26 protein-coding genes, 1 other RNA gene and 1 pseudogene are annotated in these 25,571 nt (G+C 73.1%); 17 read left to right on the top strand and 11 right to left on the bottom strand.

Features of this window, described 5'->3' with window-relative positions; all coding sequences use genetic code 11:
- Positions 1 to 11 precede the first annotated feature (11 nt).
- Positions 12 to 254: a hypothetical protein gene (locus ACU436_RS17730; protein ID WP_459026571.1), complete on the top strand. Its 243-nt coding sequence runs from the start codon at positions 12 to 14 to the stop codon at positions 252 to 254.
- 58 nt (positions 255 to 312) lie between these two features.
- On the opposite strand, the gene ACU436_RS17725 is transcribed toward ACU436_RS17730, so the two are convergent.
- The gene (locus ACU436_RS17725) at positions 313 to 954 is read right to left on the bottom strand and encodes a TetR/AcrR family transcriptional regulator C-terminal domain-containing protein (RefSeq protein WP_459026570.1); all 642 of its coding nucleotides are present in this window, start codon (positions 952 to 954) and stop codon (positions 313 to 315) included.
- Between the two features lie 60 nt (positions 955 to 1,014).
- Between ACU436_RS17725 and ACU436_RS17720 the strand changes: the two genes are divergently transcribed.
- Together ACU436_RS17720 and ACU436_RS17715 are read left to right on the top strand one after the other, a co-directional pair.
- On the top strand, positions 1,015 to 2,451 hold the full coding sequence (locus tag ACU436_RS17720; RefSeq protein ID WP_459026569.1) for an FAD-dependent oxidoreductase: 1,437 nt from the start codon (positions 1,015 to 1,017) through the stop codon (positions 2,449 to 2,451).
- Positions 2,452 to 2,517: 66 nt separating this feature from the next.
- A complete protein-coding gene (locus tag ACU436_RS17715) occupies positions 2,518 to 2,976 on the top strand; it encodes a DoxX family protein (RefSeq protein ID WP_459026568.1) in 459 nt (152 codons plus the stop codon).
- Here ACU436_RS17715 and ACU436_RS17710 read toward each other — a convergent pair.
- Both ACU436_RS17710 and ACU436_RS17705 read right to left on the bottom strand, forming a co-directional pair.
- Positions 2,973 to 3,176 (bottom strand): hypothetical protein, encoded by a 204-nt coding sequence (locus tag ACU436_RS17710; RefSeq protein WP_459026566.1) that lies wholly within the window; start codon positions 3,174 to 3,176, stop codon positions 2,973 to 2,975. The two genes, ACU436_RS17715 and ACU436_RS17710, sit on opposite strands and share 4 nt — an antisense overlap.
- 7 nt (positions 3,177 to 3,183) lie before the next feature.
- The gene (locus tag ACU436_RS17705) at positions 3,184 to 4,053 is read right to left on the bottom strand and encodes an LLM class flavin-dependent oxidoreductase (RefSeq protein WP_459026564.1); all 870 of its coding nucleotides are present in this window, start codon (positions 4,051 to 4,053) and stop codon (positions 3,184 to 3,186) included.
- A 283-nt stretch (positions 4,054 to 4,336) separates the two neighbouring features.
- On the opposite strand from ACU436_RS17705, the gene ACU436_RS17700 reads away from it, so the two are divergent.
- The 5 genes from ACU436_RS17700 (at position 4,337) to ACU436_RS17680 (ending at position 7,848) form a co-directional block, all read left to right on the top strand.
- Positions 4,337 to 4,543 carry a DUF7455 domain-containing protein gene (locus ACU436_RS17700; RefSeq protein ID WP_459026562.1) on the top strand — a complete coding sequence of 69 codons (207 nt, stop codon included), beginning with the start codon at positions 4,337 to 4,339 and terminating at the stop codon, positions 4,541 to 4,543.
- Between the two features lie 36 nt (positions 4,544 to 4,579).
- Positions 4,580 to 5,329 (top strand): enoyl-CoA hydratase-related protein, encoded by a 750-nt coding sequence (locus ACU436_RS17695; protein ID WP_459026561.1) that lies wholly within the window; start codon positions 4,580 to 4,582, stop codon positions 5,327 to 5,329.
- A 151-nt stretch (positions 5,330 to 5,480) separates the two neighbouring features.
- Positions 5,481 to 6,053 carry an RNA polymerase sigma factor gene (locus tag ACU436_RS17690; RefSeq protein WP_459026559.1) on the top strand — a complete coding sequence of 191 codons (573 nt, stop codon included), beginning with the start codon at positions 5,481 to 5,483 and terminating at the stop codon, positions 6,051 to 6,053.
- A complete protein-coding gene (locus ACU436_RS17685; protein WP_459026557.1) occupies positions 6,046 to 6,924 on the top strand; it encodes a CU044_5270 family protein in 879 nt (292 codons plus the stop codon). Before ACU436_RS17690 ends, ACU436_RS17685 begins: the two co-directional genes overlap by 8 nt.
- Before the next feature lie 192 nt (positions 6,925 to 7,116).
- Positions 7,117 to 7,848, top strand: a complete 732-nt coding sequence (locus tag ACU436_RS17680; protein WP_459026555.1) for a dienelactone hydrolase family protein — start codon at positions 7,117 to 7,119, stop codon at positions 7,846 to 7,848.
- A 629-nt stretch (positions 7,849 to 8,477) separates the two neighbouring features.
- Here ACU436_RS17680 and ACU436_RS17675 read toward each other — a convergent pair.
- Positions 8,478 to 9,899: a helicase-related protein gene (locus ACU436_RS17675; protein ID WP_459026553.1), complete on the bottom strand. Its 1,422-nt coding sequence runs from the start codon at positions 9,897 to 9,899 to the stop codon at positions 8,478 to 8,480.
- A gap of 199 nt (positions 9,900 to 10,098) precedes the next feature.
- Between ACU436_RS17675 and ACU436_RS17670 the strand changes: the two genes are divergently transcribed.
- The 3 genes from ACU436_RS17670 (at position 10,099) to ACU436_RS17660 (ending at position 12,145) form a co-directional block, all read left to right on the top strand.
- Positions 10,099 to 10,437, top strand: a complete 339-nt coding sequence (locus ACU436_RS17670; RefSeq protein WP_459026551.1) for a hypothetical protein — start codon at positions 10,099 to 10,101, stop codon at positions 10,435 to 10,437.
- Between the two features lie 86 nt (positions 10,438 to 10,523).
- Positions 10,524 to 11,594 (top strand): helix-turn-helix domain-containing protein, encoded by a 1,071-nt coding sequence (locus ACU436_RS17665; protein ID WP_459026549.1) that lies wholly within the window; start codon positions 10,524 to 10,526, stop codon positions 11,592 to 11,594.
- 92 nt (positions 11,595 to 11,686) lie between these two features.
- Complete coding sequence (locus tag ACU436_RS17660; protein WP_459026548.1) at positions 11,687 to 12,145, top strand: hypothetical protein; 459 nt, start codon at positions 11,687 to 11,689, stop codon at positions 12,143 to 12,145.
- Between the two features lie 289 nt (positions 12,146 to 12,434).
- Here the strand turns inward: ACU436_RS17660 and pglW are convergent, their stop codons facing one another.
- A complete protein-coding gene (gene pglW, locus ACU436_RS17655; protein ID WP_459026546.1) occupies positions 12,435 to 15,893 on the bottom strand; it encodes a BREX system serine/threonine kinase PglW in 3,459 nt (1,152 codons plus the stop codon).
- Between the two features lie 5 nt (positions 15,894 to 15,898).
- Between pglW and ACU436_RS17650 the strand changes: the two genes are divergently transcribed.
- Positions 15,899 to 16,516, top strand: coding sequence for a site-specific integrase (locus tag ACU436_RS17650; RefSeq protein ID WP_459026544.1), 618 nt, complete (start codon positions 15,899 to 15,901; stop codon positions 16,514 to 16,516).
- 29 nt (positions 16,517 to 16,545) lie between these two features.
- Here the strand turns inward: ACU436_RS17650 and rnpB are convergent.
- Both rnpB and ACU436_RS17640 read right to left on the bottom strand, forming a co-directional pair.
- Positions 16,546 to 16,943, bottom strand: an RNA gene (gene rnpB, locus ACU436_RS17645) — RNase P RNA component class A.
- A gap of 28 nt (positions 16,944 to 16,971) precedes the next feature.
- Positions 16,972 to 17,547, bottom strand: coding sequence for an AMIN-like domain-containing (lipo)protein (locus ACU436_RS17640; protein WP_459026542.1), 576 nt, complete (start codon positions 17,545 to 17,547; stop codon positions 16,972 to 16,974).
- Positions 17,548 to 17,860: 313 nt separating this feature from the next.
- Here ACU436_RS17640 and ACU436_RS17635 point away from each other — a divergent pair, with 313 nt between their 5' ends.
- From ACU436_RS17635 to ACU436_RS17625, 3 genes are read left to right on the top strand one after another with little or no spacing between them, the layout of a single operon-like run.
- Positions 17,861 to 18,349 (top strand): SRPBCC family protein, encoded by a 489-nt coding sequence (locus ACU436_RS17635; RefSeq protein WP_459026540.1) that lies wholly within the window; start codon positions 17,861 to 17,863, stop codon positions 18,347 to 18,349.
- Positions 18,346 to 18,717: a YciI family protein gene (locus ACU436_RS17630; RefSeq protein WP_459026538.1), complete on the top strand. Its 372-nt coding sequence runs from the start codon at positions 18,346 to 18,348 to the stop codon at positions 18,715 to 18,717. The genes ACU436_RS17635 and ACU436_RS17630 overlap by 4 nt, the downstream gene beginning before the upstream one ends.
- Positions 18,714 to 19,976 (top strand): RNA polymerase sigma factor, encoded by a 1,263-nt coding sequence (locus tag ACU436_RS17625; RefSeq protein WP_459026536.1) that lies wholly within the window; start codon positions 18,714 to 18,716, stop codon positions 19,974 to 19,976. The genes ACU436_RS17630 and ACU436_RS17625 overlap by 4 nt, the downstream gene beginning before the upstream one ends.
- Here the strand turns inward: ACU436_RS17625 and ACU436_RS17620 are convergent.
- From ACU436_RS17620 to cobC, 4 genes and pseudogenes are all read right to left on the bottom strand, one after another.
- Positions 19,945 to 21,011: pseudogene (locus ACU436_RS17620) on the bottom strand (histidine phosphatase family protein). The gene ACU436_RS17625 and the pseudogene ACU436_RS17620 overlap by 32 nt on opposite strands.
- Positions 21,012 to 21,013: 2 nt before the next feature.
- On the bottom strand, positions 21,014 to 21,751 hold the full coding sequence (locus ACU436_RS17615) for a zinc ribbon domain-containing protein (RefSeq protein ID WP_459026534.1): 738 nt from the start codon (positions 21,749 to 21,751) through the stop codon (positions 21,014 to 21,016).
- Positions 21,752 to 21,899: 148 nt separating this feature from the next.
- Complete coding sequence (locus ACU436_RS17610; RefSeq protein WP_459026532.1) at positions 21,900 to 23,042, bottom strand: Nif3-like dinuclear metal center hexameric protein; 1,143 nt, start codon at positions 23,040 to 23,042, stop codon at positions 21,900 to 21,902.
- Complete coding sequence (gene cobC, locus ACU436_RS17605) at positions 23,039 to 24,142, bottom strand: Rv2231c family pyridoxal phosphate-dependent protein CobC (RefSeq protein ID WP_459026531.1); 1,104 nt, start codon at positions 24,140 to 24,142, stop codon at positions 23,039 to 23,041. Before cobC ends, ACU436_RS17610 begins: the two co-directional genes overlap by 4 nt.
- 123 nt (positions 24,143 to 24,265) lie before the next feature.
- On the opposite strand from cobC, the gene ACU436_RS17600 reads away from it, so the two are divergent.
- Both ACU436_RS17600 and ACU436_RS17595 read left to right on the top strand, forming a co-directional pair.
- The gene (locus ACU436_RS17600; RefSeq protein WP_459027031.1) at positions 24,266 to 24,745 is read left to right on the top strand and encodes a low molecular weight protein-tyrosine-phosphatase; all 480 of its coding nucleotides are present in this window, start codon (positions 24,266 to 24,268) and stop codon (positions 24,743 to 24,745) included.
- Positions 24,742 to 25,569 carry a fructosamine kinase family protein gene (locus ACU436_RS17595; protein WP_459026530.1) on the top strand — a complete coding sequence of 276 codons (828 nt, stop codon included), beginning with the start codon at positions 24,742 to 24,744 and terminating at the stop codon, positions 25,567 to 25,569. The genes ACU436_RS17600 and ACU436_RS17595 overlap by 4 nt, the downstream gene beginning before the upstream one ends.
- The last annotated feature ends 2 nt before the right edge of the window (positions 25,570 to 25,571 follow it).

The raw sequence follows: 25,571 nt of genomic DNA, 5'->3' as shown, positions 1-25,571 counted from the left end.
GCAGCCATGCGATGTGCGCCAACCAGCAGGTCGACGCCGCGATCCAGCACCTGCTCGGCGCCCTGGGCGCAGCCGCGGAGGACGCGAGCCGGCTCGGCACCACCGACACCGGCGCCCGCCGGGCCGCCGCCGCGCTCCTCGACGCCCGCATCGCGGTGCACCAGGCGATCACCGCGGCGGGCCGCGTGCTCGCCGATCGCGAGCGGACCGTCGACGTCCCGGACACCCGGCTCGCCCCGGCGGTCGCCGCCTGACCCTGATCAGGCGGGAGCGAGTCGCTCCGAGGCGAAGTCCCGTGGCCACTCCTGCCGATCATGACTTCCCGCGACCTCGTTCGGTCGTCTCGGCCTGGGCCGCCTCCAGCCCGGCGAGCAGGATGCCGAGGGCGTAGCGGAAGTCGTCGGCCACCGTCGCACCGCTCGCGTGCCGCTCGCGCAGCCCCTGGGCCATCAGCGGGAACGGGCTCGCCGAGATCGCCGCGGCCTCCTCGGTGGGGCCCGGCCGCGCCTGGTCCTCGACGGCCCGGCCGAGCACGAAGTGCACGAGGACGCCCGCCGCCCGGGTGGCGTCGGCGAGCGGGAAGCCCGCCCCGTGGAGGACGGCGACCGCGCGCTCGGCGAACTCCCCGAGCGCGACCGCGACCGTGGGATCCGCGCCGATCGCCACGCGCGCGCCGTCACGGCGGCCGAGCAACGCGGCGTGCAGGGCGGTCGCGGCCTCCTCGAGCCACCGGAGCCACGGCGCGTCGGCGGGCGGGAGCCCGGCGACGACCGGCGCCACGATCGCGTCCACCATGTGGTCGAGCAGGGCCCGCTTGCCGGTGAAGTGCCAGTACAGCGCGGGCGCCTTCACCCCCAGCTCGGACGCGAGGCGGCGCACGGTGAGCCGGTCGAGGCCGTCGGCCTCCAGCAGCCCCAGCGCGACGCGCACCGCGGCCCGCACCTCGATCGCCATCGACCCTCCCTTGACGCTTTAACAAGTTAAAGGCACTCTAGCATTTAACAAGTTAAGGAGATGGACGTGGATGCTGATGTGATCGTCGTCGGAGCGGGACCGGTCGGCCTGTTCCTCGCCGCCGAGCTCCGGCTCGGTGGCGCCCGTGTCGTGGTGGTCGAGCAACGGGACGCTCCCGCCACGGAGAGCAAGGCACGCGGGATCGGTGCACTGGCCACCGAGGCGTTGTGGCGCCGTGGCCTCGGCCCCCGGCTCGCGGAGGCGCATCGCGCGGGCGTGCGGGACTTCGCCCGCGACCACCGGACCACGCTCGGCCACTTCGCGAACATCCACAAGCTCGTCCCGGACCCGGAGCGGCCGGGCACCTACATCTGGCAGCCGGAGCTGGAACGCGTCCTGGCGGCGCACGCCGGGGCGCTCGGGGTCCGGATCCTGCGCGGGCACGAGGTCGTCGCGCTCGAACCCGACGACGGCGGGGTCACCGTCGTCACGGGGACCGAGCGCCGGCTGCGCGGGCGGTACCTCGCCGGTTGCGACGGCGGTCGCAGCACGGTGCGCACGCTCGCGGGGTTCGGCTTCCCCGGCACCCCGCCGTTGCTGCGGACGATCTTCGGACGGGTGCGGCTCGCCGGGGAGGTGCCTCCCGGCGGGCGGTACGAGGCCGGGACGTTCCTGTGCGGCGGTGACCTGGCCGGCGTCTCGGAGCCCGCGGTCGGCAGGGCAGCGTCCGGCCCGGTGACCGCCGCCGACCTCTCCGCCGCGATCCGCAGGGTGACCGGCGCCGACGTCCTCGTCGAGGACCTCCACGACGCACGCCGGTTCAGCGACCACGCCCGCCAGGCCGACACCTACCGGAACGGGCGGGTGCTGCTGGCGGGGGACGCCGCGCACGTGCACTCACCCAGCGGCGGGCAGGGCCTGAACCTCGGGCTGCTGGACGCGGCGAACCTCGGGTGGAAGCTGGCCGCCGTCGTGCGCGGGGACGCGCCGGACGAGCTCCTCGACACCTACACGCGCGAACGCCACCCCGCGGGCGCGGCGGTGCTGCGCAACACCCGGGCGCAGTCGGCGCTGCTGGCCCCGGGCCCGCACGTCGACGCGCTGCGGGACGTCGTCGCGGAGCTGATGGACATCCCGGAGGCCAACCGGTACTTCACCGAGCTGCTGTCCGCGGTGAACACGCGCTACGAGTTCCCCTACCCCGCCCCGGAACCGGTCGGCCGGCACAGCCCCGACCTCGAGCTCGTCGACGACGACGGCCGGCGGTCCAGCCTGCACGAGCACGCCCGGTCCGGCCGCGGGCTCCTCCTGCTCACCCCGCGGACGCGCGGGCTCGCGGCGCGCGCCCCCGGCCGGGTCGCCGTCGTCCCGGTGACGAACACCGAGCCCCGGCTGATCCGCCCCGACGGCGTCGTGGCCTGGGCGCCGGGCGACCGCGGGTCGCTCGACACCGCGTTCGACACGTGGTTCGGCCACCGGATCGCGTCGGATCGATGAGTTCTTGCCAGGTCGACGGTCATAAGGCCACATCAGGCGCCCCTCGCGCTAGAAAGCAGGATGGCCATGACGACCGTCACCACGACCACCGGCACCCGGACCCTGCGGGACCTCGTGCTCCTCCTGGCCCGCATCGGCCTCGGCATCATCATGATCGCGCACGCCAAGCTCGAGTACGACTTCGCCGGCGGGAGCATCGCAGGCGTGGGGGACCTCTTCGCGCAGTCCGGCGTCCCACTACCCGCCATCTCCGGACCGGCCAACGTCCTCTTCGAGTTCGTCGGTGGGGTCGCCATGATCCTCGGCCTCGCGATGCCGATCGTCGGCGTCGTGATGGCGCTGAACATGGTGGGAGCCTGGGTCCTCGTGCACACCAGCGCACTGTTCGCGATGGACCACAACGGCCCCGAGCTGGCCATCATGATCGGGCTGCTCAGCCTGGTCCTCGCCGTGACCGGCTCCGGGCGGTTCGGGCTCGACCACCTGATCGGCGCGCGCCGCAGGCGTGCCGGGGCGGGGGCCTAGGCCGCGCCGGCGAGCACGTCGTCGAGGCGGCCGCGGCGGACGTCGGCGACGAGGTCGGCGAGCTGCTCCAGGCTCATCTGGATGCGCTGGCCGAAGTCGTCGGTGATCACGACGCGCCGCTCCGGTGCCGCGGCGTCGTCGAGGTACAGCTCCGGGCATCCGCAGTTGCACTGGCCGCAGAACGTGGCGATGTGGCGCATGGCGTCCTCACAGGTTGGTTCGGAGCGGTCGGACGAGCAGGTCGCCTGCGACGGTCGCCTGGTTCCGGCGTACACCCGGATTCGCCCGTTCGATGCACGCCAGCCCACGGAGCGCGCTCAGGTGCGCCTCGAAGGGGGCGTCCGGCGGACGGGTCTGCACCACGAGATGGGTCGCCCATTCCCGGACCGGATCGTGCTCCCAGCGGTCCTGGAACGCCTCCGCCGGTTGGCCCGCGGGCAGCAGGCGACAGGCCGTGACCCGGGGCGAGCCCACGGCACGGGCCCAGTACCTGGCGAGGCCGGCGGCGGCCCGGTCGTCGGGGCGGCCGGAGAGGACCCCGATCCCGCGGGCCGCGGCCACGTCGATCCCCTCGTCCGAGCCCGTCGCCCACCACAGCCGGTCCCGCAGGCCCGGCGCGGCCGGGACGAGCGCCGGATCCTCCAGCGCGCGACGGACCCCGTCGACGGCGGCGGTGCAGTCCTCGTGCCGCCGCCCGTGGTCGCGCCCGAACGCGGCCGAGGCGGCGGGATCGTTGCCCGCACCGACCCCGAGCTCCAACCGCCCGCCGCTCAGCGTGTCGACGACGGCGGCGTCCTCGGCGAGCCGCCGGTGGTCTTCCAGCGCGGCCGCGACCACGGCCGTTCCCAGCCGGATCGTGGACGTCCGTTCGGCGACCGCGGCCAGCATCACCAGCGGTGCGGGCAGCATGCCGCCCGCCGCGGCGCTCCGGTGCTGCGCCACCCAGAACGAGGCGAACCCCAGCTCCTCCGCGGCGACGGCGAGCTCGACGGTCTCGCGGTACACCCGCGCCGGTGGGCCCGACCCGGCGACGTGCACGAGGTAGCCCACGGTCAACCCGCCCGACACGATCGTCACAGGACCCCTGTCGACGGCGGCGGCCGGCCGGTTCCCGCGAGTCGGGTGACCGGCACGGGGCGTCGCCGGACGGCGGAGCCCGCCTGGACCGCGCCGAGCGAGCGGGGTAACGCCGGGCGCCGGGGCGCCGACCGGGTGAAGGCTCGGGGGTGCCAACCCCCATCCGCAGAGGCGGGCTGGCCCCAACCGGTCGTAGTGCCAGCGGGATGGTCCGGGGTCCGCCCGGCGCGGACCCTTGCGGCAACGGAACGGACAGGCGAGCTCACCGGAAGGTGGTCGAGTAATGAACACCACGACGCCCGCGAGCAACCGTGACCGTGTCCTCCCCGCCCCGCTCTCCGGGCTCGAACGCTGTGACGGTTGCGGCGCGGGGGCGCTGGTCGAGGTCACGCTGCCCACCGGTGGGGAGCTGCGCTTCTGCGGCCACCACGCCCGCAAGCACGCGGCCCGACTGCTCGAGATCGGCGCCGGGCTCCGGTCCGCCCTCTGACTCCCGCGTGATCGGGCTCGTCGCTATGGTCGAGGAGTGACGGTCCGGGTGGAGGTACGCGGCACCGTCCGCCTCCTCACGATCGACCGGCCTGCGAAGCGCAACGCGTTCGACGGCACCACCACCGCGGCGCTCGACGCCGCGCTCAACGACTTCGAGGACGACGACGGCGCATTCGTCGCCGTGCTCACGGGCGGGCCGGACTTCTTCTCGGCGGGCACCGACATCCGGGCGTGGGCCGGCGAGCCGACCGAGCGGGGCGGCCCGTACGGGATCGCGGGCCGGCGGATGCCCAAGCCCCTGATCGCCGCCGTCGAGGGTGCCGCGGCGGGCGGCGGGTTCGAGATCGCGCTGTCCGCCACGATGATCGTGGCATCGCGCTCGGCGACGTTCTCGTTCCCCGAGGTCGGGCTGGGTCTCGTCGCCGAGTGCGGTGGCCTGTTCCGCGGCCCACGCGCGCTGCCCCTCAACGTGGCCCGCGAGCTCCTCCTCACCGGCGACCCGCTTCCCGCCCGGCGCGCGTACGAGCTCGGGCTGGTGAACCGGCTGACGGCTCCCGGCGACGCCCTCGAGGAGGCACTCGCACTCGCCGAGCGCATCACCTCCCGCGCCCCGATCGCCGTGTGGGAGACGCTGCGCGCGATCGAGGCGGCGTACGTCGCCGACGACGAGGACGGGTGGGCCGGGACCACGCTCGCCCGGGATCGCGCCCGCGCCTCGGCGGACGCCGTCGAAGGGGTCGCCGCGTTCCTGGAGAAGCGGCCCGCCCGCTGGGCCGGACGCTAGGCGGCCCCGCCAGCACGGCCTCGGGTCGCGGCGCACACGCCATGGTCCTCGGCATGGGCTGACCTCGGGAAGACGATTCGGTTCTGTGGCGAAGTGTGGGTGTGAGCCGCGCAGTACCCACCGAGAGGCGCCGCATGACAGAGGTACGGACATGACCGCAAGGACGGGCGAGCGCGCCGGCGACGCGCAGCTGACCGCCCGGTTCCGGCAGGACCCGCACGAGTTCACCGAGGTCCACGACCGGTACTTCCGGCCCGTCTACCTGTACGTCGCCGGCCGGCTGGATGCACAGACAGCGGAAGACATCGCGGCCGAGACATTCCTCACCGCCTTCGACCACCGCGACCGGTTCGATCCCGGACGCGGCGGGCTGCGACCGTGGTTGTTCGGGATCGCCACGAACCTGGTGGCCCGACACCGACGCAGGGAAACACGCCACTACCGCGCCCTGGCGCGGGTCGGCATCGAACTGGCGGCCGACAGCCATGAGGGCCGCGTGGTCGCCTCGGTGTCCGCCCGCCAGATCAGCCCGCAGGTGGCGAGGGCGCTCACCGAACTGTCATCCGGAGAGCGGGACGTCCTGCTGCTCGTAGCGCTCGGACAGCTCAGCTACGACGAAGTGGCCCAGGCCCTCGGCATTTCCACGGGAACCGTCGGTTCCCGCCTCACCCGCGCCCGCAAGAAGCTCGTCGCCGTGATCAGCCAGGGGGCCGTCGATGGATGAACTGCAGATCCTCGGAACCGTTCTCACCCCGGACGAGCCATCTCGGGAGAGCGTCGACCGCAGCCGGAGCCGGCTTCTGGACCGGATCGACGGCCGACCGGCGCAGCGGCGCGGGCAGGTCGGCCGGTGGGTGTCAGGGCTCGCGCTGACGGCAGGCGTCGCGGCCGCAGCGGTCGTCGCGTCGGTCGTGGCAGCACCCGCGCCGGCCGTGCCTGCTGCGGCAACCATGTCCGCACCCCAGGTCCTTCTCGCCGCCGCCGCGGCGGCGGAGAGCACCCCCGAGAGCTCCGGCAGCTACTGGCACGTCACCGTCAGGACCAATCGCGCCTCGGGCAGCCCGTCCTACACCGAGCGGTGGATCACCCCGGACGGCCGGCAATGGTTCAAGGCGAAGGGCGAGCTCGTGCAGCACGCGCGGCTGAACCAGGAACCCTTCTCGCTGGCAGGCGACGCCGTGACGGTCGAGCAGCTACGGAATCTGCCCACGGACCCGGAGGCACTCAAGACGTGGATCGCACGCGCCGCGGAGCACACCACCGCCGTGACGTCCGCAGGACCGCTGACCCCCGAGCAGAAGGCGAGGACGGCGTTCGAATCGTTGATCTCGCTGGTCTCCGGGCTGCCGGCCCCGCCGGCGGTCAGAGCCGCGGCGTTCCGGGCGATTGCCACATATCCGCACGTCACCAGCCTCGGCGCGGTACCGGGCGGGCAGGGGCTGCAGATCGACTCCGAGAGATTGGTGGTCGACCCAGCCACTGGAACGGTGAACGAGACCACGATGCTCGTCACCATCGATGGCGTCGTACGGTCCTTCCGGGACGGCAACACCGCCACGATCCAAGCCGAATGGACGGAGACGTCGCCCGAGTAGGGGCGCCTCGGGAGCCTGCGCGAAACCCGTTGGCGGACCACGACGACCACTGCTACCTTCCCGCAGGCCGTGCGAGAGATCGAGGAGGTGGTACCCGTGAACGTATCGACATGGGTGCTTCCCTCCGGGGTCACGGTCGGGCGATAGGTCGTCCGGGAGCGCCGTTCACGAGCACTCCCGAAAGGCACGACCATGCGATTCACTTCCGAACAGGTCCTCGACGACGGCGTCCTCGAGCGCGGGTTCACCCTCGGCGAGATCCCCGGCATCCTGTGGACGCCCGGATCCGCATCCGCACCGGCCCCGCTGATCCTGCTCGGCCACCCCGGCGGGCTGCACAGGATGTACCCCCGGCTGGTCGCCCGGGCCCGGCACTCCGCGGCGGAGGGCTACGCCGCGGCCACCATCGAGCTCCCCGGGAGCGGTGACCGGCCCCGTTCCGCCGCCGCCGAGGAGGCCCGCGCCGACCTGCGCCGGGCACTGCAGGCCGGCGAGCCGGTCGACGACGGGATCGTCGACCGGCTCATCCTCCCGCTGGTCGACAAGGGGGTCCCGGAATGGCGGGCCACCCTGGACGCCCTCCTCTCGCTGCCCGAGATCGGCGGCCCGGTCGGTTACGCGGGAGGGGTGATCGCCATCGGCACCCGGCTGGCGGTGGTCGAGCCACGCATCTCGGCCGCCGTCCTGTTCGCCGGGAGCTTCGTGCCGCGCACCATCCTCGAGGAGGCCCGCAAGGTCACCATTCCGCTGCTGGTCCTGCTGCAGTGGGACGACGAAGGGAACGACCGGCAGATGGCCCTGGACCTGTTCGACGCCTTCGGCGCCGAGGAGAAGACGCTGCACGCCAACGTGGGCGGGCACACCGGCGTCCCGCAGTTCGAGGGGGAGGACGGGAACAGGTTCTTCGCCCGGCACCTGAAGTGAGGCCGGGCCGTCCGGCCGGCAGCCGACGATAGGAGCTGTCGGCCACTGCCGCTCATCGAGGACGGGCCCCCGGCCCTCCTCGATGGCGGTGGCCAGCTGATGCACAACTGGCGGCCGGCCTCGTTCTTCGCGGCGTGGAAGCACTCCTCGATAGACCACCGGGCTCCCGCGTCACGGATGTCCGCGCAGGTCACAGGCATGGGGGACGACCTGGCCTGTAAGCGGACCAAGATCGAGGCCTTTCGACACCTCCCAGCAGCTGCCAAGAACCCCCGTGACCTGCGTCAATACCGCGCTTTGCTCCGCTCCGGAGCATCTCTCATCACTTTTCAAGATCATGCGCCAGATCTGCGGCAAATGATCTTCGCTAGTCCCCGAATACAACTCGATCATGCTTCGTAGCCGAAGGTGACCACGATCCCTATCCCGCTGCCGAGCAGTCCCGGTCCAACCGACGCCAAGGAGCACACTGGCGGCAGCGGTGGAGGTCGGAGCGCTCTTCGCCCCGCCTCGACCGTGCTGCAAGCTTTCTCGCGCCGTCCGCGAGTTCGCAAACTGGCGCCGGCCAGGCAGCACCGGCAACCCCTCGACTTCAACGTTCGCCACCTGCTGAGCTGCGTGACACCCCCTCACGAACGGACGAACCGCACCTGCTCCTGGATAACCTCGGCGGCACGACCCAGGTCCGCCATCCGCGCAGCCAGAGTCAGCCTCGCCAGCGTCGCGGGGAGTGCCTCCGAGAACTTCAGTCCCTCGAGCGCGCGGTCGTCCACGTCAGGCAAACACAGCCGCTGTACTGCGTCCGTCGTCCCCGAACGCCAGGTCGTCGGCGTGAGGTCGGCCCGCAGTCGGATCGATGCGTCGTCGAAGGGCTGCACTCCGTCGGTCAGCTCGGCGAGCGTGGAGGTCAGGGTCGCATTGGCGCGGTACCCGGCCCACGTCCACCAGCGCATATCCGCACCGTGTCGAGCGATCACGGTGCCGCCGGGGTGCACCGTCGACAGTTCGGTGTCGCGCACCTCGGCCAGCACCTTCTCGGCACGCGAGGTCAACCTGACTGGCGGCTCATCGCCGAGCAGTACCGCCCGCACCGACCGGGAGAGTGCAAACCCCGCCCCGCCGATACCGCCGCTGTTCCAGCGTGCGCGACCTCCGCTCTTGGCGAGCTCGACGTGGCAGCGGCGTCTCGTCCAGTCGACCCAGTTGACCCTCCAGCTCTGCCCGCCCAGCAGCAGCAGACGTGGACCCTCCACCTTGTCGGTCAGCAACGACGGATCGACGAGCCCGACCTCGCGCCGGCCCTCGAGCACGGTGAACTGGGGCGGCGCGGTGAACACCGCGGTCATCCCCACGAAATGACGCCGACCGAAGCGCTCCTCGGCTCGCGGACCGATCGTCACCAGCTCCCCGTCCGGCTCCACGAAACCCTCGGCGAGCAGATGGGCGATGATCGGCTCCGCGCTGCGGTCGAACGGCGCGAGCCCGTTCCAGGCCTCGGTCCACACGTTCGTGCCGACTGCGCCCTCCTGCAGGCACAGGGCAAGGAGCTGCTGCGCGATGATGTGGCGCGGGTCCGGCGGGGCCACCACCGGCTCCATGTAGCCGGTCCCCCAGAGCCGCAGCAGCCCGGCGGCCCAGAGCAGGGACTTCTTGTCCAGGGCCAGGAACAGGCAGCTACGCAACGAACCGGCACGCCTGCCGCTGCGTCCGAGCCGCTGGAGGAACGAGGCCACTGTCGTCGGCGCGTTGATCTGCACCACTCGGTCGAGGTCGCCGACGTCGATGCCCAGCTCGAGGGTGGACGTCGAGACGATCACGCAGTCGCGGGCGTCGGCGAACGCGTGCTCGGCGCGCCGTCGCTCGTCGACGGAGAGCGAGGCGTGCGAGAGGAAGGTCGTGACACCGCGCTCCCGCAACGCGGCGCCGAGCTTCTCCACCAGTGCCCGGCTGTCGCAGAAGACGAGGCGCTTCGCGCCTGCGTGCAATGCGGCGAGCACGGTCGCGGCGTTGTCGACCGACCCGACGGGCGCACCCACCACCGCGCCCGGCATCCGGGCAGCTACTCCGGGCCGGGCTGGCCCCGGTGCTCTGCGGATACGTGGTCACCACCTTCGCGCTGATCGCGCCGGTCGGTGCGGACTGCCCGGACTGCATCGCCGTCCACCGCGCCGCCGACCGGCCACGCCCCGCCAACATCCGAGGTGCAACTCTTCGGCACCGGACGCGTACGACCAGAACGGCACTGCCGCGATGAGCGCGACCGGCGCTCCGAGCGCGCTGCTGTCGGCGATGGCCGACGCCATGATGGACAGCCCGGCCGGGATCGCGAGGCTGCTCGCCGTACACGTCGACGACGGGACCGGTCACTGCCGCGGCTGCCCGCTCGGCGCGCAACGCGGCTACTCCTCCGGCACGTGCATCCTGCGCGCCGCCGCCACGCTCGCCATCGAACGCCGCCAGGGGCCGGGCAGCGCCCACACAATGGCACCCGGGCAACGTGACCACGGAGTTGCCCGACCAACAGCCGGTACCGGCGCGGGCCCACAGTGGCTAGGGCGTCTCGACGCGCAGGAGGACATCACGCCCTGACCAGCTGAACTTCCTTGCACGCCTGCCAGACCAGCCGCGAATGTGCGAGTATCGCACACATGGACTGGGTGCAAGGTTGGTCGGAGGTGGGCGAGCGCGTCCGCGAGCTGAGGCTTGCCCACCAGCTCAGCCAGGCCGAGCTCGCCAGGCGTCTCGACCTCGACCGCACCGCAGTCGTTCGCGTCGAGGCCGGCGAGAGGCAGGTCTCCGCCCTCGAACTCGGCCAACTCGCCGACATCTTCGATGTGCCCATCGCGCACTTCGTCACCAAGCCGCCAGCCTCCGTCACAAGCTATCGCACGCCCATCGCCGATGAGCTGGACAAGAACGCTAGAGATCGAGTACTGCTCGACATCGACCTGGAGGGCCATGCCCGCGATGCGGAGTGGCTCAAGCAACAGGGCTTCCTCAGTACAACCAGTTTGCCAATATTCGGGCCTGTCCCGGACATTGCGGCCGCCACCGGGCTGGCAAAGCAGGCCCGCAACATCGCCGGCATTGAATCCGGCCCAGTTCCTCGCCTCGTCGACGCTGCCGAGAAGTTCGGCCTCTACATCCTCGTGGTCGACCGGGACGCAAGCGGCGCGTCCCTGCAACTCGATCGAGGCTTCGGTGTTGCCGTTGTCGGGGGGCGCGCACAGCCTGGTCGGCGACGCTGGACCGCCGCCCACGAGATCGGTCATCACCTCATCGGCGACGCCTACCACAGCGATGTCGGCGTATCCGCGAGCGAGGACGAGAAGGAAGCTGTAATCGACGCCTTCGTGGCTGAGTTCCTCCTCCCACGCGATGAGGTTCGAACCGCATGGGAGAGCGACCCGCTGGCTGACCCGTATCCCAAGCTGGTCAAGCTCGCTGCCGCGTATCGCATATCGTGGTCCGCGACGGTCGCTGCCGCCACCGCTTCGCGAGTCATTGAACGATCCGACGCGCAGCGCCTTCGCGCACGGACACCTACACGCGGCGACTTCCTGGAAGTCGTCGGGGCCGAGCCCAGGCCTGACCTGGACATCGGCGCAACGGGCCCAGCGTGGAAGCGGGCGGTTCTCGGGGCCTGGCGGGCCGGCCGGATTTCGACCGACCGCGCACGAGCCCTGCTGCACGAGAGCCTCGATCTTTCAGAGTTCCCCCAGCGCGACGTGGACGCGACTTGCTGATGCCTGAGGCTTGTCAGCCCGGTGCACCTCGCCTCGCCTTGGTTTGGGACGCATCTGCCCTGCTTCATGCCGGCCTCGCACAGCGTATGGACGTGCTCGGTGACAGCGTCAAAGGAACCTCAGCAGCGCCGTGGAGCCATTACGTTCCGGCAACGGTCGTGCAGGAGCTGGCCGGACACGGAGTTGCACGGCCCGCGTGGGCCGAGGAAGTTCATGTCGACGGCCTCGCGGAGATCGTCGCGTTCGCCGCCTGGTCACAACGGATCGTCTCCGGGCCCCACAACCGAGGCGAGGCAGCGGTCATCGCATGGGCCGAGAGCCACAGCGCTATCGCGATCCTCGATGACAAGGACGCCCGACTCGTGGCACAACAACTTGGCCTCGATGCGCACGGCTCGATCTGGCTGCTGTGCCAGGCCATCAATGCCGGGACGTTGACCGCCCGAAACGCGACGGCATACTTCGACGCCGTCACAGCGGCCGGCGCGCGCATGCCCTTCGGGCAGGGCGGCTTCGAGAGGTGGACCCGCGGCCAGGGACTCATTGGGTAGGCGCGACCGGAAGGCCTACCTCGGACACCGCCAGAGAGTCCTTCACACAACGCGACGCGCCGTGGCAGTCGCGTGCCCGGCCAAGCGAGCCTTGCTCGCCGACGTGCAGCTGACCCGAGATCGTCGATCACCAGTCCCGCCCTCGTGCCCGACATTCCTCAACCCCAGGTTTCCCGGCATGGGAAACTCCGCCAGATAGGTATGTTGCCTGCTGGCACCGGCCTATCCCGAGACCCTGCCTTGAGCTGCCGGCGTAGGAACGGCCAGGCCCTTCGACCCGCCACCACCGCTACGCCGCGTCCGTCGCCTCGCCCCGCAGCCCATCCAGGAAGTCCCCGTCGAGCCGCACTTGCTCCGACAGCTCCACGACCTCCACCAGCAGCCGGTCCAGATGCGGGCTGCCCGCCGCCGACTCGCCCGGGCACAGCAGCCACAGGCCGTGCGGCATGCGCTCCGGGTTGCGCGCAGCCGCTTGGATCGCGACGAGCAGTTCCCGCCCGCCCGCGTCGGCGTAGCGCCCCATCAGGCCGGCATCGTGCAGGAAGAGCACCTCCCCATCCGCCGCCTGCTCCGCGAGGTGCGCCTGCACCCGCTGCCAGCCGGCCCGCACGTAGGAGGTGAGGCCCCGGGCGAGCTGTCCCGACTCGTCGAACCGTGCGTCCTGCTTGAGCACCTTCCCCCAGTCCTGCCCACGTTCCGCCACGAGCGCACGGAACTCGGCGAGGAACACCGCACCGACGTCCACCGGCCGGACCGCGAAGCCGCTCGCGATCGCGGACGCCGCGCCGGGGAGGTTGCGTCCCCGCACGGTGAGGGCGGTGAAGCCACCCCGGTCGACAGCTCCGGCGAGCCGGGCCCGCGTCACTTCGTGCGGGTCCTGCCCGCTGACGAACGGCCTGCCCAGCGTCGTGCTGCTCGCCGTCGTCGACCTGCGCGGTCGCGGCTGGTCGATCGGGCGGAACAGGTGGGACTCGAGGTCGAACTCCAGGGGGAACCCGGCCGCCGCGAGCATCTCGGTCATCTGGACGTGTGTGAGGCCCTCGGGCACCCGGACCTCGGGGAACCGGGAACGGACCCGCGTCAGTAGGTCGTCCATGCTCATGCCGGTGGCGCGGACACCGGCGGCCGCCTGGGAGACCCTAAGCGCGGTGAACAGGTCGAGGCCCCGCGGATACAGCTCGAACCGCGGCGACACGAGCGCATCCCGCGAAGCCGCGGCGGCGAGGGCGACGAGGCGCGTGTCGGCCAGCGGAGCGAGCCCGTCCGGCGGTGCGATTCGCCGCAGCTCCCGCACCACCGCCCCTCGGGCCGGCATGGGATCGGCGACGGCGAGCTCGTCGGCGCGGCGACCGAGTGACTGCGCGAAATCGGCCAGCTCCGCCGCACTCGGGTCCTCGGTGCCGGGCAGCGATTCCAGTGCGACGAGGACCTGATCGGTGCGCCGCAGCACGGCCAGCCGCGGACCGCGGTCAACGATCTCGGGGTCGTCGGCGTTGTGGCCGGCCCAGGTCTCCGCCTCTACGGCCGCGCGGACGACGGCCGCGGCCCGAACAGCCGTCTGCGCCGGCTCACCGTCACCCGCACCGTGCGCGGCGCGCAGCGCGGCGGCGACCTCGTCGGCCCCCATCACCCTGCCGGCGCCCCGGATCAGCGCGACCAGCTCGTCACGCACCGGTTCGAGCCAGGTCTGGCCGGCCCAAGCCTGAGCATGGCTGCGTTGGTGGCGCGAGATCGATGCCTGGGTGACGTCCAGGATGCGGGCGATCTCGCTCTGGGTCGCCCACGAGCGCGTGGGTGTCTCCCCGTTCGGCAGTCCGAGGGTCAGGCGGGCGACCTCGGCCTTCTTCGACGCCTTCCGCGACTGGACCGGCGTCAGAAGCCGAGCCATCTCCTCGATGGTGAATACCGCGGCGGCGCGCACCTCGACCGGAGACGAGCCCAGGCGCGCTGTCCACTGCTTGTGCCGGCGGTTGAGCTCCTTGCGGATCACGGCGCCCGCGCCACGGGCCTTCGCGATCTCGTGGAGCCGGACCTGGAGGAGCTCGCCGACGGTCGTCGCGTCGAACGACTGCGCCACCGACACGGCACGCGGGGACAGCCCGGCCGCTTCCAAGGGGGTGTCGAGTGTCGCGGCCCGCGCGAACGCCTCGCGTTCTTCCTCCAGTGACTCCCGGGTGAGCCCGACGGTCTCCGGCGTCGTGGCCGGGGATACAGCGTCGGCGGCGACGAACACCCCGCGCCAGGCCTCTTCCATCTGGCGCACGGACTCGAAGCGCTGGTCGGTATCGCGGTGCAGGGCCCGCTGGAAGAACGCCGTCAACTCATCGCGCAGCGCCGGCTCGAACAACTCCGCCGCGATGTCCGGCGCCTCGTCGGTAGTCGTCCGTGGATCTGTGGTGCCGTCACCCCACACCGGGCGCGCGGTCGAGGCCATCTCGTACAGGGTGACCGCCGCCGCGTACCGCTCTGCGTGGTCGTCGAAGACCGGCCGCCGCGCCGTCCCCAGGAACGGGTCGAGGTACCCGCGAGTTCCCGCGGTGACGTCCCGTTCCGAGGCCGCGGCGAGCGAGAAGTCCAGCAACATGAGCTGCTTGGAGCGGTCGGCCCGCTGGTAGACGGCGAAGTTGTCCGGTTTCAGGTCACGGTGGCGGATACCGCGGGCCGCGAGCTGGTCGAGGGCACGGAACAGATCGGCGCCGAACCGCTCGAGCTGGTGATAGGTCAGCCGGCCGTCCGCGCGCAGCTGCGCCCCGAGCGTGCCGCCGTCGAGATCCTCACCGCCCGCGTACTCCAGGTCGAGGACGGTGCGCCCACCCAGCAGGCGCGGGCCGCCGATCTTGTGGACGATCGCCCCGCCGCCCACCTCGTCGAGCGCCTGTCCCTCTGCGCGCAGGCTCGCTGCCTTGTCCTCGTCGAGTGCGACCTTGAGGACGCGCCGTTCATAGACGAGGTCACAGTCGTCGTTCTCGTCGAGTCGCTCCACGAGCAGCGCCCGCGCCGTCGCCCCGGTGCCGAGGACGCGCCGGACCTCCCAGCCACCATCGAGCTGCTGACCTGCGGTCGCGGCGAGTGGGTCGGCGCCCGGCAGGGTCGGCTCCGGCGTCGCGACGTCGCGCTCCGAGGTGTCCAGGGCGAGCAGGAACGCCTCGGCGGAGTCGAGCCGCTCGGCCGTGTCGCTGCGCGTGGCGTCGTAGACGAGCTGATCGAGCACGTCGACGATCGAGTCGTCGACCGCGTAGGGGTGCAGACCACCCTCGGTGCTCAGCCGCTCGATGAGCGCGCTCCGCGTGGTTGCGGGTGGCTGGCCAGTCAGGATCAGGTAGGCGACGGCGCCCAGCCCGAAGACATCGAGATCGACCGGGTCGGGGTAGGCGCCGTCGAATTCCGGGGCGAGGTAGAGCTCGGCCGTGTCGGCCATCTGCTCGCCGTTCAACGAACTCGCCCGCAGCGACGTGCTGACGGTCGCGTCGAAGTCCCGCGCAGCGTACTGCCAGTCGATGACTCTCAGCACGGGCGGCGAACCGTCCTTCTGCGGCGTCACGTACACCGACCGGGCCGCGAGTGCGCGGTGGTAGAGCGACCGGCTGTGGGCGTAGCGCACGGCCTCGGCCAGCTGGCGGACCAGGTCCAGCCGGACCTCGGACGTCAGCGTCTCCTCGTGCACCGCGAGGTAGGAGTCCAGCCGCAGGTCCGACGCCCCGTGCCGGAAGAGGATCGCCGGACCACCCTGGTGCTCGCGGATCTGCACCGCCTGTGCGGGGGCTGGCCGACGCGGTGCCGGACCGGTACCGGGCGCTCGTCGTGCTCGCCGCGGGCACCGGGCTACGGCAGGGCGAGTGCTTCGGCCTCACCGTGGACCGGATCGACTTCCTGCGCCGGACGCTCGAAGTTGACCGGCAGCTCATCGGCAGCGACGGCGGCAAGCCGGTGTTCGGCCCGCCGAAGACGGCGGCCAGCGTGCGCACGGTGCCGCTGCCGACCGTCGTTGTGCAGGCGCTGGCCGAGCACGTCCGGGTGCACGGCACCGGTGCCGAGGGGCTGCTCTTCGTCGGGGACGAGGACGTGGCGCTGCGCCGCCCGTGGTTCTCCCGCGAGGTGTGGCGGCCCGCCGTCGCCGCAGTGAAGGCGGCGCCGACCGGCACCGGCATGCACGACTTGAGGCACTTCTACGCGTCGCTGCTCATCCGCCACGGCGAGTCCGTGAAGGTCGTCCAGGCCCGGCTCGGCCACGCCACGGCCGCCGAGACGCTGGACACCTACAGCCACCTGTGGCCCGACAGCGACGACACCACCCGCGCCGCGATCGACACCGTGCTCGGCGGCACCCCGAATCGTTCCGCGGACTCCCTGCGGACAGAAGGAGGATCATGAACGCATTCGCCCAGCTCACAGGCTTGGGGCGGACGAGCTGGCCTGTAAGCCGGATCCTGTTCCCGGGCGCCTCGCGGCGCTCCGTTCGGCGACCATCCATCTAGGCCCGCCGTCACCGGCGGGCTCGAGCGGTCTACCCGCAGGCTCGGACGGGCCGCCCTCGAACGCCTGCGCAGCTCCCGCGTGCGGGAGCCTCCTGACCTTGCTCCGGGTGGGGTTTACCGAGCCACCCCGGTCACCCGGGGTGCTGGTGGTCTCTTACACCACCGTTTCACCCTTACCCCGCGCTGGCTGCGCGGGGCGGTCTGTTCTCTGTGGCACTTTCCCGCGGGTCGCCCCGGGTTGCCGTTGACAACCACCCTGCCCTGCGGAGTCCGGACTTTCCTCGGCGACGGGGTTCCGTCGACGCGGTCGCCCGGCCAGCTCGTCCGCCCGGCCAGCTTACCCGGGGCCGATCAGGACCAGCGGTGCGCCACGTCGACGACCAGCCGGGAGCCTGCGCCGGGGATGTCGACGGTGAGCACCCGGAACGGGAGCTGGGCACGCACCCCGACCCCGAAGACCGTTGTGCCCTCGAAACTGCCGCCGTAGACGACGGAACGGAGCGTGTCGTAGCCGTTCACGTCGGCGATCTGCCCGCCGGCGGTCGGTACGGGGACGATCGTCGGGTTGCCGGCGTCGTCGTAGGCCGGGTGGTTGACGTTCACGAGCAGCCGCGCGCCGCCGGGGACGTCGAGGACCGTGCCCGAACCGTCCTGGGTCACGCGGTCCACGTACTCCACGTGGTACCCGGAGGCCGGGCCGGACAGGTCGAACACGACGCGGTCGTAGCAGTCGTGCCGGCCGGTCCGCACCGCGGTCAACGGGGCGCGGCCCAGCTGCCTGACCTCCTCCGGCGTGCTGCCCCACGGGGTGGAGCAGGACGTCGCGGCGACGGGGACGGATGCGGGGGTCGTGACGGCCACGACGGGCAGCACGACGGCCGTGAGTGCGAGCACGACGGTCAGCAGGTGGCGGAGCGTGCGGGACATGGCGGCCTCCTCGGGCGTCTGACCTGAGGACGTTCCGCCGCGCTCTCAGGTTGCTTCGCGCTCCTCGTCGGGCCGTAGCTCCGCGCCGCACCGCCAGCAGCGGTCGGTCCCTTCGCCGGGCATCGCCCCGCACTCCGGACACAGCATGCCGAGCCAGCACACCGCGTCCCCGCCGTCGTCGCCATCGGACACGGGTCCATCCTGCGCCCTCCCGGTCGTCATGTGCACCACCCGTGCCGCGGACCGCGCGTGAGCGCTTGACGTGCCGGGGGCACGGCGCGACGCTCCGGTCCCGTGCGGGAAGGAGCCGATCATGCAGACCCTCGACCGTGACGAGCTGACCGTGCACGTCCAGGCGCCGCCCGACGTGGTCTACCGGCTCGTGTCCGACGTGACCCGGATGCCCGAGTTCAGCCCGGAGATCCGCCGATGTGTGTGGCTCGACGGCGCCGACGGGCCGGCCGTCGGTGCGCGGTTCCGCGCCACCAACCAGCTCCCCCGCCGCCCGCCGTGGAACAACACGCCGATCGTGATCGCGGCGGATCCGGGCCGCGAGTTCGCGATCAGCCGCACCGAGCCGTTCGCCGGCACCCTGGAGTGGCGCTACCGGCTGGAGCCGGAGGACGGCGGGACGCGGCTGACCGAGAGCTACGAGGTCACGCGGCCGATCACACCGGTCGGGTGGTTCATCATCGGCACGTTGTTCGGCGGGAAGGACCGCCGGTCCGACCTGCACCGCGGCATGCAGGAGACACTGCGCACGATCACCGCCGTGGCCGAGAAGGAGGTCGCTCCGCAGTGAAGTACCTGGTTCTGATCTACAGCAACGCCGGTTCCCGGAAGCTGTGGGAGCAGTTCTCCGAGACCGAACGCGGCGAGGGTCTCGCCTACTACGCCCGTTTCGACGCGGAGCTGGAGGCGTCCGGCGAGCTGGTGGTCTCCCAGGCGCTGGCCGACCACACCACCGCGAAGCGGGTGCGGGTCGACGAGGGCCGGACGCTCACGACGGACGGCCCGTTCGCGGAGGCGAAGGAACACCTGGCCGGGTTCTACCTGCTCGACGTCGCGAGCGAGGAACGGGCGATCGAGATCGCGGCGAAGGTCCCGGAGGCGGCGCTGGGTCTCGTGGAGGTGCGGCCGGCGCGGAGCCTGGATCTCGCCGAGTGGTGACGCCCACGGACGTCGGGCGGCTCGCGCGGGAGCTCGCCCCGCAGGTGCTCGGCGCCGTCGTCCGGCGCCACGGCGGGTTCGGCGCCTGCGAGGACGCCGTGCAGGAGGCGCTCCTCGCGGCCGCCGTGCAGTGGCCGGCCGAGGGGCTGCCGGACAACCCCAAGGGCTGGCTGATCACCACTGCCTCCCGCCGGCGCATCGAGATGTGGCGTTCGGAGTCGGCCCGGCAGCGCCGGGAGGAGAGCGCCTACGCGCTGACCCCACCTCCGCCCGACCCGGCGCCCGCTGTCGACGACTCCCTCACCCTCCTGCTGCTGTGCTGCCATCCCGCGCTCACCCGGCCGTCGCAGGTGGCGCTCACGCTGCGCGCGGTCGGCGGGCTGACGACGGCGGAGATCGCGCGCGCGTTCCTGGTGCCGGAGGCCACGGTGGCGCAGCGGATCAGCCGGGCGAAGCAGCGGATCAAGGCGGCGGGCGCGGAGTTCCGGATGCCGCCGCCCGCCGAGCAGCCCGAGCGGGTCGCCGCGGCGCTGCACGTCCTCTACCTGGTCTTCAACGAGGGCTACACCGCGAGCTCCGGCGGCGAGCTGGGTCGCGTCGAGCTCACGGCGGAGGCGATCCGGCTGGCGCGCCGGCTGCACGCGCTGCTGCCCGCGGACGGCGAGGTCGCGGGGCTCCTGGCCCTCATGCTGCTCACCGACGCCCGCCGAGCCGCGCGCACCGCGCCGGACGGCGGCCTCGTGCGCCTGGCCGAACAGGACCGGCGGACCTGGGACGCCGCCGCGATCGCGGAGGGCACCGCGCTGATCAGCGAGGCCCTCGTCACCGCGCAGATCGGCCCCTACCAGCTGCAGGCCGCGATCGCCGCCGTGCACGACGAGGCCGCGAAGGCCGGGGACACCGACTGGCCGCAGATCCTCGCCCTCTACAACCACCTGCAGGTGCTCTCCCCCGGGCCGATGGTGACGCTCAACCGGATCGTCGCCGTCGCCGAGGTGCACGGCCCACTCGCCGCGCTCGAGCAGCTCCGGGCCGCTGCCGCCGATCCGGCGCTGGAGGGCCACCACCGGCTGCACGCCGTGCGCGCCCACCTGCTGGAGGCCGTGGGCGACGTCGACGCCGCGGTCGTGGAGTTCCGGCTGGCCGCCCGCGGCACGCTCAGTGCGCCGGAACAGCGCTACCTCGAGGCGCAGGCCGCCCGGCTCGCCCGCACGCCGTTCCTCGGCACTACGAGGTCGGGTGATGGCTGGTGTCGTTGACCAGCCGCACGCTCGCGCCGCCGTCGGGATAGAAGTCGACGATCGACAGTGCGGCGAGGTCGAGGTGCAGCCGGTACAGCACGCCGACGCCGCCCTGCAGCGCGTCGCGCAGCAGCATCTTGATGGGTGTCACGTGCGTGACCAGCACGACCGTCGCCCCCGGGTACTCGCGCAGGACGTCGGCGAGCTCCTCGGTCACCCGGTGCCCCACCGCCGCGAAGCTCTCCCCGCCGGGCGGGGCGACCTCCTCGGAGCCGAGCCACTCGGCGTGCAGCTGCGGGTCCCGGGTCCGCGCCTCGGGGAAGGTCAGGCCCTCCCACTTCCCGAAGTCGGTCTCGATCAACCGGCGGCGGACGGTCAGCGGGGCGCCGGTCGCGGCGGCCACCGCCTCCGCCGTCTGGCGGGCCCGCCGCAGCGGTGAGGTGAGCACGGCCGCGATGTCCGGGACGCGCGCCAGCCGCGTGGCCGCGCCGGCCGCCTGCGCGGTGCCGAGCGGGGTCAGCTCGGGATCGCCGTGCCCGGAGTAGCGCCGCTGCACCGACAGCTCGGTCTGCCCGTGGCGGAGCAGCAGCAGCCGGGTCGGCGTGCCGGTCTGCCCGGTCCAATACGCCGTGCCGCCGCCGTGGGTCACTGCGCCGCAGCCTGGGCGTCCATCGCCTCGTTGGCGAGCGCGTCGGCACGGGAGTTGCGCAACCGGGGGATCCACTCGAACCGCACCGAGCCGATCTCGCCGACGAGCCGGCCCGCCTCCTGGGCGAGCGACTGCATCGCGGGGTGCTTGACCTTCCAGCGCCCGCACATCTGCTCGACCACCAGCTTCGAGTCCATCCGCACGTCGACGACGGTGGCGCCGAGCTCGATCGCAGCGCGCAGCCCGGCGATCAGCCCCTGGTACTCGGCCACGTTGTTCGTGGTGACGCCGAGGCCCTCGGCCCGCTCGGCGAGCACCTGCTCGGTGTGGGGATCCAGCACGACCGCGCCGTAACCGGCGGGCCCCGGGTTGCCCCGCGAGCCGCCATCGGCCTCGACGATCACCTTCACAGGCCCGAACCCTCCGTGCGCACCAGGATCACGCCGCACTCCTCGCAGTACACCACCTCGTCGGCCGGCGCGGCCTTCAGCTCCGAGATCGCGGTGCGGTCGAGCTCCAGCCGGCACGCCTGGCAGCGCCGGGCCACCAGTGCCGCCGCTCCCACCCCGCGCTGCTCGCGACGGCGCTCGTAGCCGCCGAGGAGGTCGGCCGGCAGCGTGGTGAGGACCTCCTCGCGGGCCCGGCGGCGGCCGGTCTCCGCCGTGTCGATGTCGACGAGGGCGGTGTCGCGGCGCTCGGTGACGGCGGTGAGCTCGCGCTCCGCGGTCGCCAGGACCTCCTTGGAGTGGTCGACGTCCGTGCCGACCGCCTCGCGCTGCTCCATGACCTCGAGCTGCTCGTCCTCGAGGACGGCCTGCCGGCGCGCGAGCGTCTCCAGCTCGTGCTGCAGGTCCGCGGCCTGCTTCGCGCCGATCCCGGCGCCGGTGAGCAGCTGGTTGTCGCGCTCGGTGCGCGAGCGCACCCCGTCGACGTCGCGTTCGAGGCGCCGGACGTCCCGGTCGAGGTCGCCCGCGGCCGTCTCCACCTCCACCAGCTTGTCCTTGGCCTCCCGCACCGCGCTCTCGGCGGCGGTGAGCTCGGCGTGCTCGGGCAGGGTGCGGCGGCGGTGCGCGAGCCGCGACAGCTCGGCGTCGACCTCGGCCAGGTCGAGCAGCCGGCGCTGGACGGCGGGGTCGGCTTTCACGAGGCAGGTCCTTCCGGGCGAATGCGGACCCCGGACGCTACAGCCCCGCGCCACGCCGGCACCGGCAGGCGCCCCGGGTCCGGAAGTTCAGGCGGCAGCCGGCTCGCCGTAGCGCCACCGCCTGCGCAGCGAGCCGGGCGGGGATGCCTCAGCGAGAGGCGCCGATGCTCCACGGATCGGTGCGCTTCGCGGACACGGCGACGGTGACCCGCTCGCCCAGCGCCGCGCGCACGACGTCCGCCGCCTGGGCGCACCACGGCCACTCCGACGCCCAGTGCGCCACGTCGACGAGCGCGGGTGTCCCGCGGCCGACCGTCCCGGCGAGCAGGTGCTCCGACGCGGGGTGGTGGCGCAGGTCCGCGGTGACGTACGCGTCGACGCCCGCCGCGGTGGCCGCCCCGAGTGCGGAGTCGCCCGCGCCGCCGCAGACGGCGACCGACCGGATCGGCCGGTCCGGGTCGCCTGCGGCGCGCACCCCCCACGCCGTCTCGGGGAGCGCCGCGCGCACGCGCGCCGCGAACGCCGAGAGGGGTTCGGGTGCCGGCAGCGTGCCGATCCGGCCCAGCCCGCGCGACGACGCCAGCTCGGCGAACTCGAACACGTCGAACGCGGGCTCCTCGTAGGGGTGGGTGGCCCGGAGCGCGGCGACCACCGCCTCGCGGCGCCCGCGGGGCAGCACCATCTCCAGCTTGGTCTCGGCGACGCGTTCGAGCTTCCCGACCGCCCCGATCGTGGGGTGCGCGCCCTCGAGGGGCTTGAACTGGCCGGTGCCGGCCGTCGCGAACGAGCAGTGGCTGTAGTCGCCGATGTGGCCCGCGCCCGCCGCCGACATCGCCTCGTGCACGGAGGTGATGACCGGGCCGGTCGGGATGAACGTCACGATCTTGTCGAGCGGCTCGGCCGGCTCACCGACCAGCGGGCCGCTGACGTCCAGCCCGATCGCGGCGGCGAGGGCGTCGGAGACGCCGGGGTCGGCCGAGTCGGCGTTGGTGTGCGCGGTGAAGAGCGCGGTGCCGCCGCGGATGAGCCGGTGCAGCAGGGCACCCTTGGGCGTGTCGGCGCCGACCCCGTGCACGCCGCGCAGCAGGAGCGGGTGGTGCGTGACGAGCAGCTGGTGGTGCCCGACCGCCTCGTCGACGGTCTCCGGCACCGGGTCCACCGCGACCAGCACGGAGGACACCTCCTCGGCCGGGTCGCCGCAGACGAGGCCGACCGCGTCCCAGCCGGCGGCGAGCGCGGGCGGGTAGGCGGCCTCCAGCGCGGCGATGACGTCCCCGACGGTCGCGGTCACGCCGCCACCGCCTCGAGCGCATCGGCCAGCGCCTCGGCGAGGCGCTCCACCTGCGCCGCGGGTCGCACGGCCACCCGGATGTGGTCGGGTCCGAGACCGGGGAAGGTGTCGCCGCGGCGCACCGCGATCCCGGCCGCGCGCAGCGCCGCACGGACCCGCTCACCCTGCCCGTCCGGCAACCGCAGCAGCAGGTACGGGGCGGTGCCGGGCAGCACCGTGACGCCCGGGACGGCCGCCAACCGCTCCGCCTGCGCGGCCCGCTCCGCGACCAGGCGCTCCGCCGCACGCCGGGACTCCTCCACCGCGGACGGCGCCGAGCACCCGATCACCGCCTCGAGCGCGAGTGTCGAGACCGGCCACGGCGGGCGCGGGGCCGCGAGCCGGGCGAGCAGGCCGGGGTCGCCCAGCGCGTAGCCCGCGCGCAGGCCGGCGAGCGCCCAGGTCTTGGTGAGGCTGCGGAACACCAGGAGGCCCGGCACGTCGGCCGCGCCGGCGAGGCTCTCGGCCTCACCCGGCACGGCGTCGGCGAAGGCCTCGTCGACGAGCAGCACGCGACCCGGCGCGGCGAGGGCGCGGACGGCCGCGGCCGGGTGCAGCACGCCGGTGGGGTTGGTCGGGTTGCCGATCACGACGAGGTCGGCGGCGGCCGGCACGGCGTCCGGGTGCAGCGCGTGGCCGTCGGCCTCGTCGGTGAGCACGTGGACGACGTCCACCCCGGCGGCCCGCAGGGCCGCCTCCGGCTCGGTGAACCCCGGGTGCACGACGGCGGCCAGCCGTGGCCGCAGCGCCGGGAGCAGCGCGAACCCCTCGGCGCTCCCCGCGAGCGGCAGGACCGCGTCCGGGCGGCGGCCGTGCCGCGCGGCCACGGCCTCCCGGGCCTGCCGGTCGTGCGCGGCGGCCGGGTAGCGGCCGATCCCGTCCAGGGCGACGACCAGCCGGTCCCGCAACCACGGCGGCGGCGAGCTCCCCCGGACGTTGACGGCGAAGTCGAGCATTCCGGGCGCGGCGTCGACGTCCCCGTGATGCCGCAAGGACGCAAGATCCATGCTGGGAAGCCTACGGCGGCGGTTTCCCGCGGCAGCCGCGCCGGGTGCTCGCACACCAACATCCGCGCTCACACACGAACTGCAGTTCATGTGCCGGCACCACCGTTCATGTGCGAGCGGGCTGCGGCGCGAGCCTCCGGGCGCGAGTGATCGACCGAGCTGAGGGAGACTGCCGTGGTGACCGATCCGCGCCACCGGCTCTCCGTCGTGTTCGTCTGCACCGGCAACATCTGCCGGTCGCCGATCGCGGAGAAGGTGTTCGTCCACGAGCTGGAGCGGGCGGGACTGGCCGACGAGGTACAGGTGTCGAGCGCGGGCACCGGCAACTGGCACGTCGGTTCGCCCGCCGACGAGCGCGCGGCGGCCGTGCTGCTGGCCGCGGGTTACGAGGTCGAGCACGTCGCGCGCCAGGTGGACGCCGAGCAGCTCGACGCGGACCTGGTCGTGGCGCTGGACCGCTCGCACGAACGTGCGCTGCGATCGCTCGCGCCCGAACCGGACCGGGTACGGCTGCTGCGCTCGTTCGACCCGGACGCTCCGCCCGGCGCCGAGGTGCCCGACCCGTACTACGGCGGCGACGACGGCTTCACTACCGTGCTGGAGATGATCAGGGCGGCGATGCCGGGGATGGTCGAGTGGGTGCGCGAGAACAGGTGACGGTCCTCGGGGTCGCGGTCCTCGATCGCGTGCCGCTCGGTGGCGGCGCCGCCCGCGTCGGGCTCGCCGACGGGCGGACCGTCGTCGTCAAGGACGGGGACCCCGCGGCCGTCGCGGCCGAGGCGGCGGGGTTGCGCTGGCTCTGCGGCGCGGACGCCGCGCGCGTGCCCGCCGTGCTCGACGTGGACGGCGGCCGGCTGGTCACCGAGCTCGTCGCCGGCGCCGCCCCGAGCGCCCGGGCGGCCGACGAGCTGGGCCGCGCGCTGGCCCGGACCCACGCGGCCGGCGCGCCTGCGTTCGGCGCCGCGCCGCCGGGCGGTCCCGCCGACGCCCGCATCGGCGCCGCCCCCATGCGCAACGCGCCCGCGCCGAGCTGGGCGGAGTGGTACGCGGCCGATCGCGTCCTGCCCTACCTCCGCACGGCCCGCGACGCCGGGACCCTGACCGCCGACGCGACGGGGCAGATCGAGGCGGCGACCAACCGCTTGACCGAGCTCTCCGGGCCCGCCGAGCCACCCGCCCGGCTGCACGGGGACCTCTGGTCCGGGAACGTGCTGTGGTCACCGGCCGGAGCGGTGCTGATCGACCCGGCGGCGCACGGCGGGCACCGGGAGACCGACCTCGCGATGCTCGCCCTGTTCGGTTGCCCGCACCTGCACACCGTCATCGCCGCGTACGACCAGGCCGCGCCGCTCGCCGCCGGATGGCGCGAGCGCGTGCCGTTGCACCAGCTCTTCCCGCTGCTGGTGCACGTGGTGCTGTTCGGCGGCGGCTACGCGGCCCAGGCGGTGTCGGCCGCCCGGGCGGCGCTGCGGGCGGGCTGACC

The sequence above is a fragment of the Pseudonocardia wallangbongensis genome (genome assembly GCF_054486945.1).
This window is presented reverse-complemented; position numbering and strand designations above follow the sequence as displayed.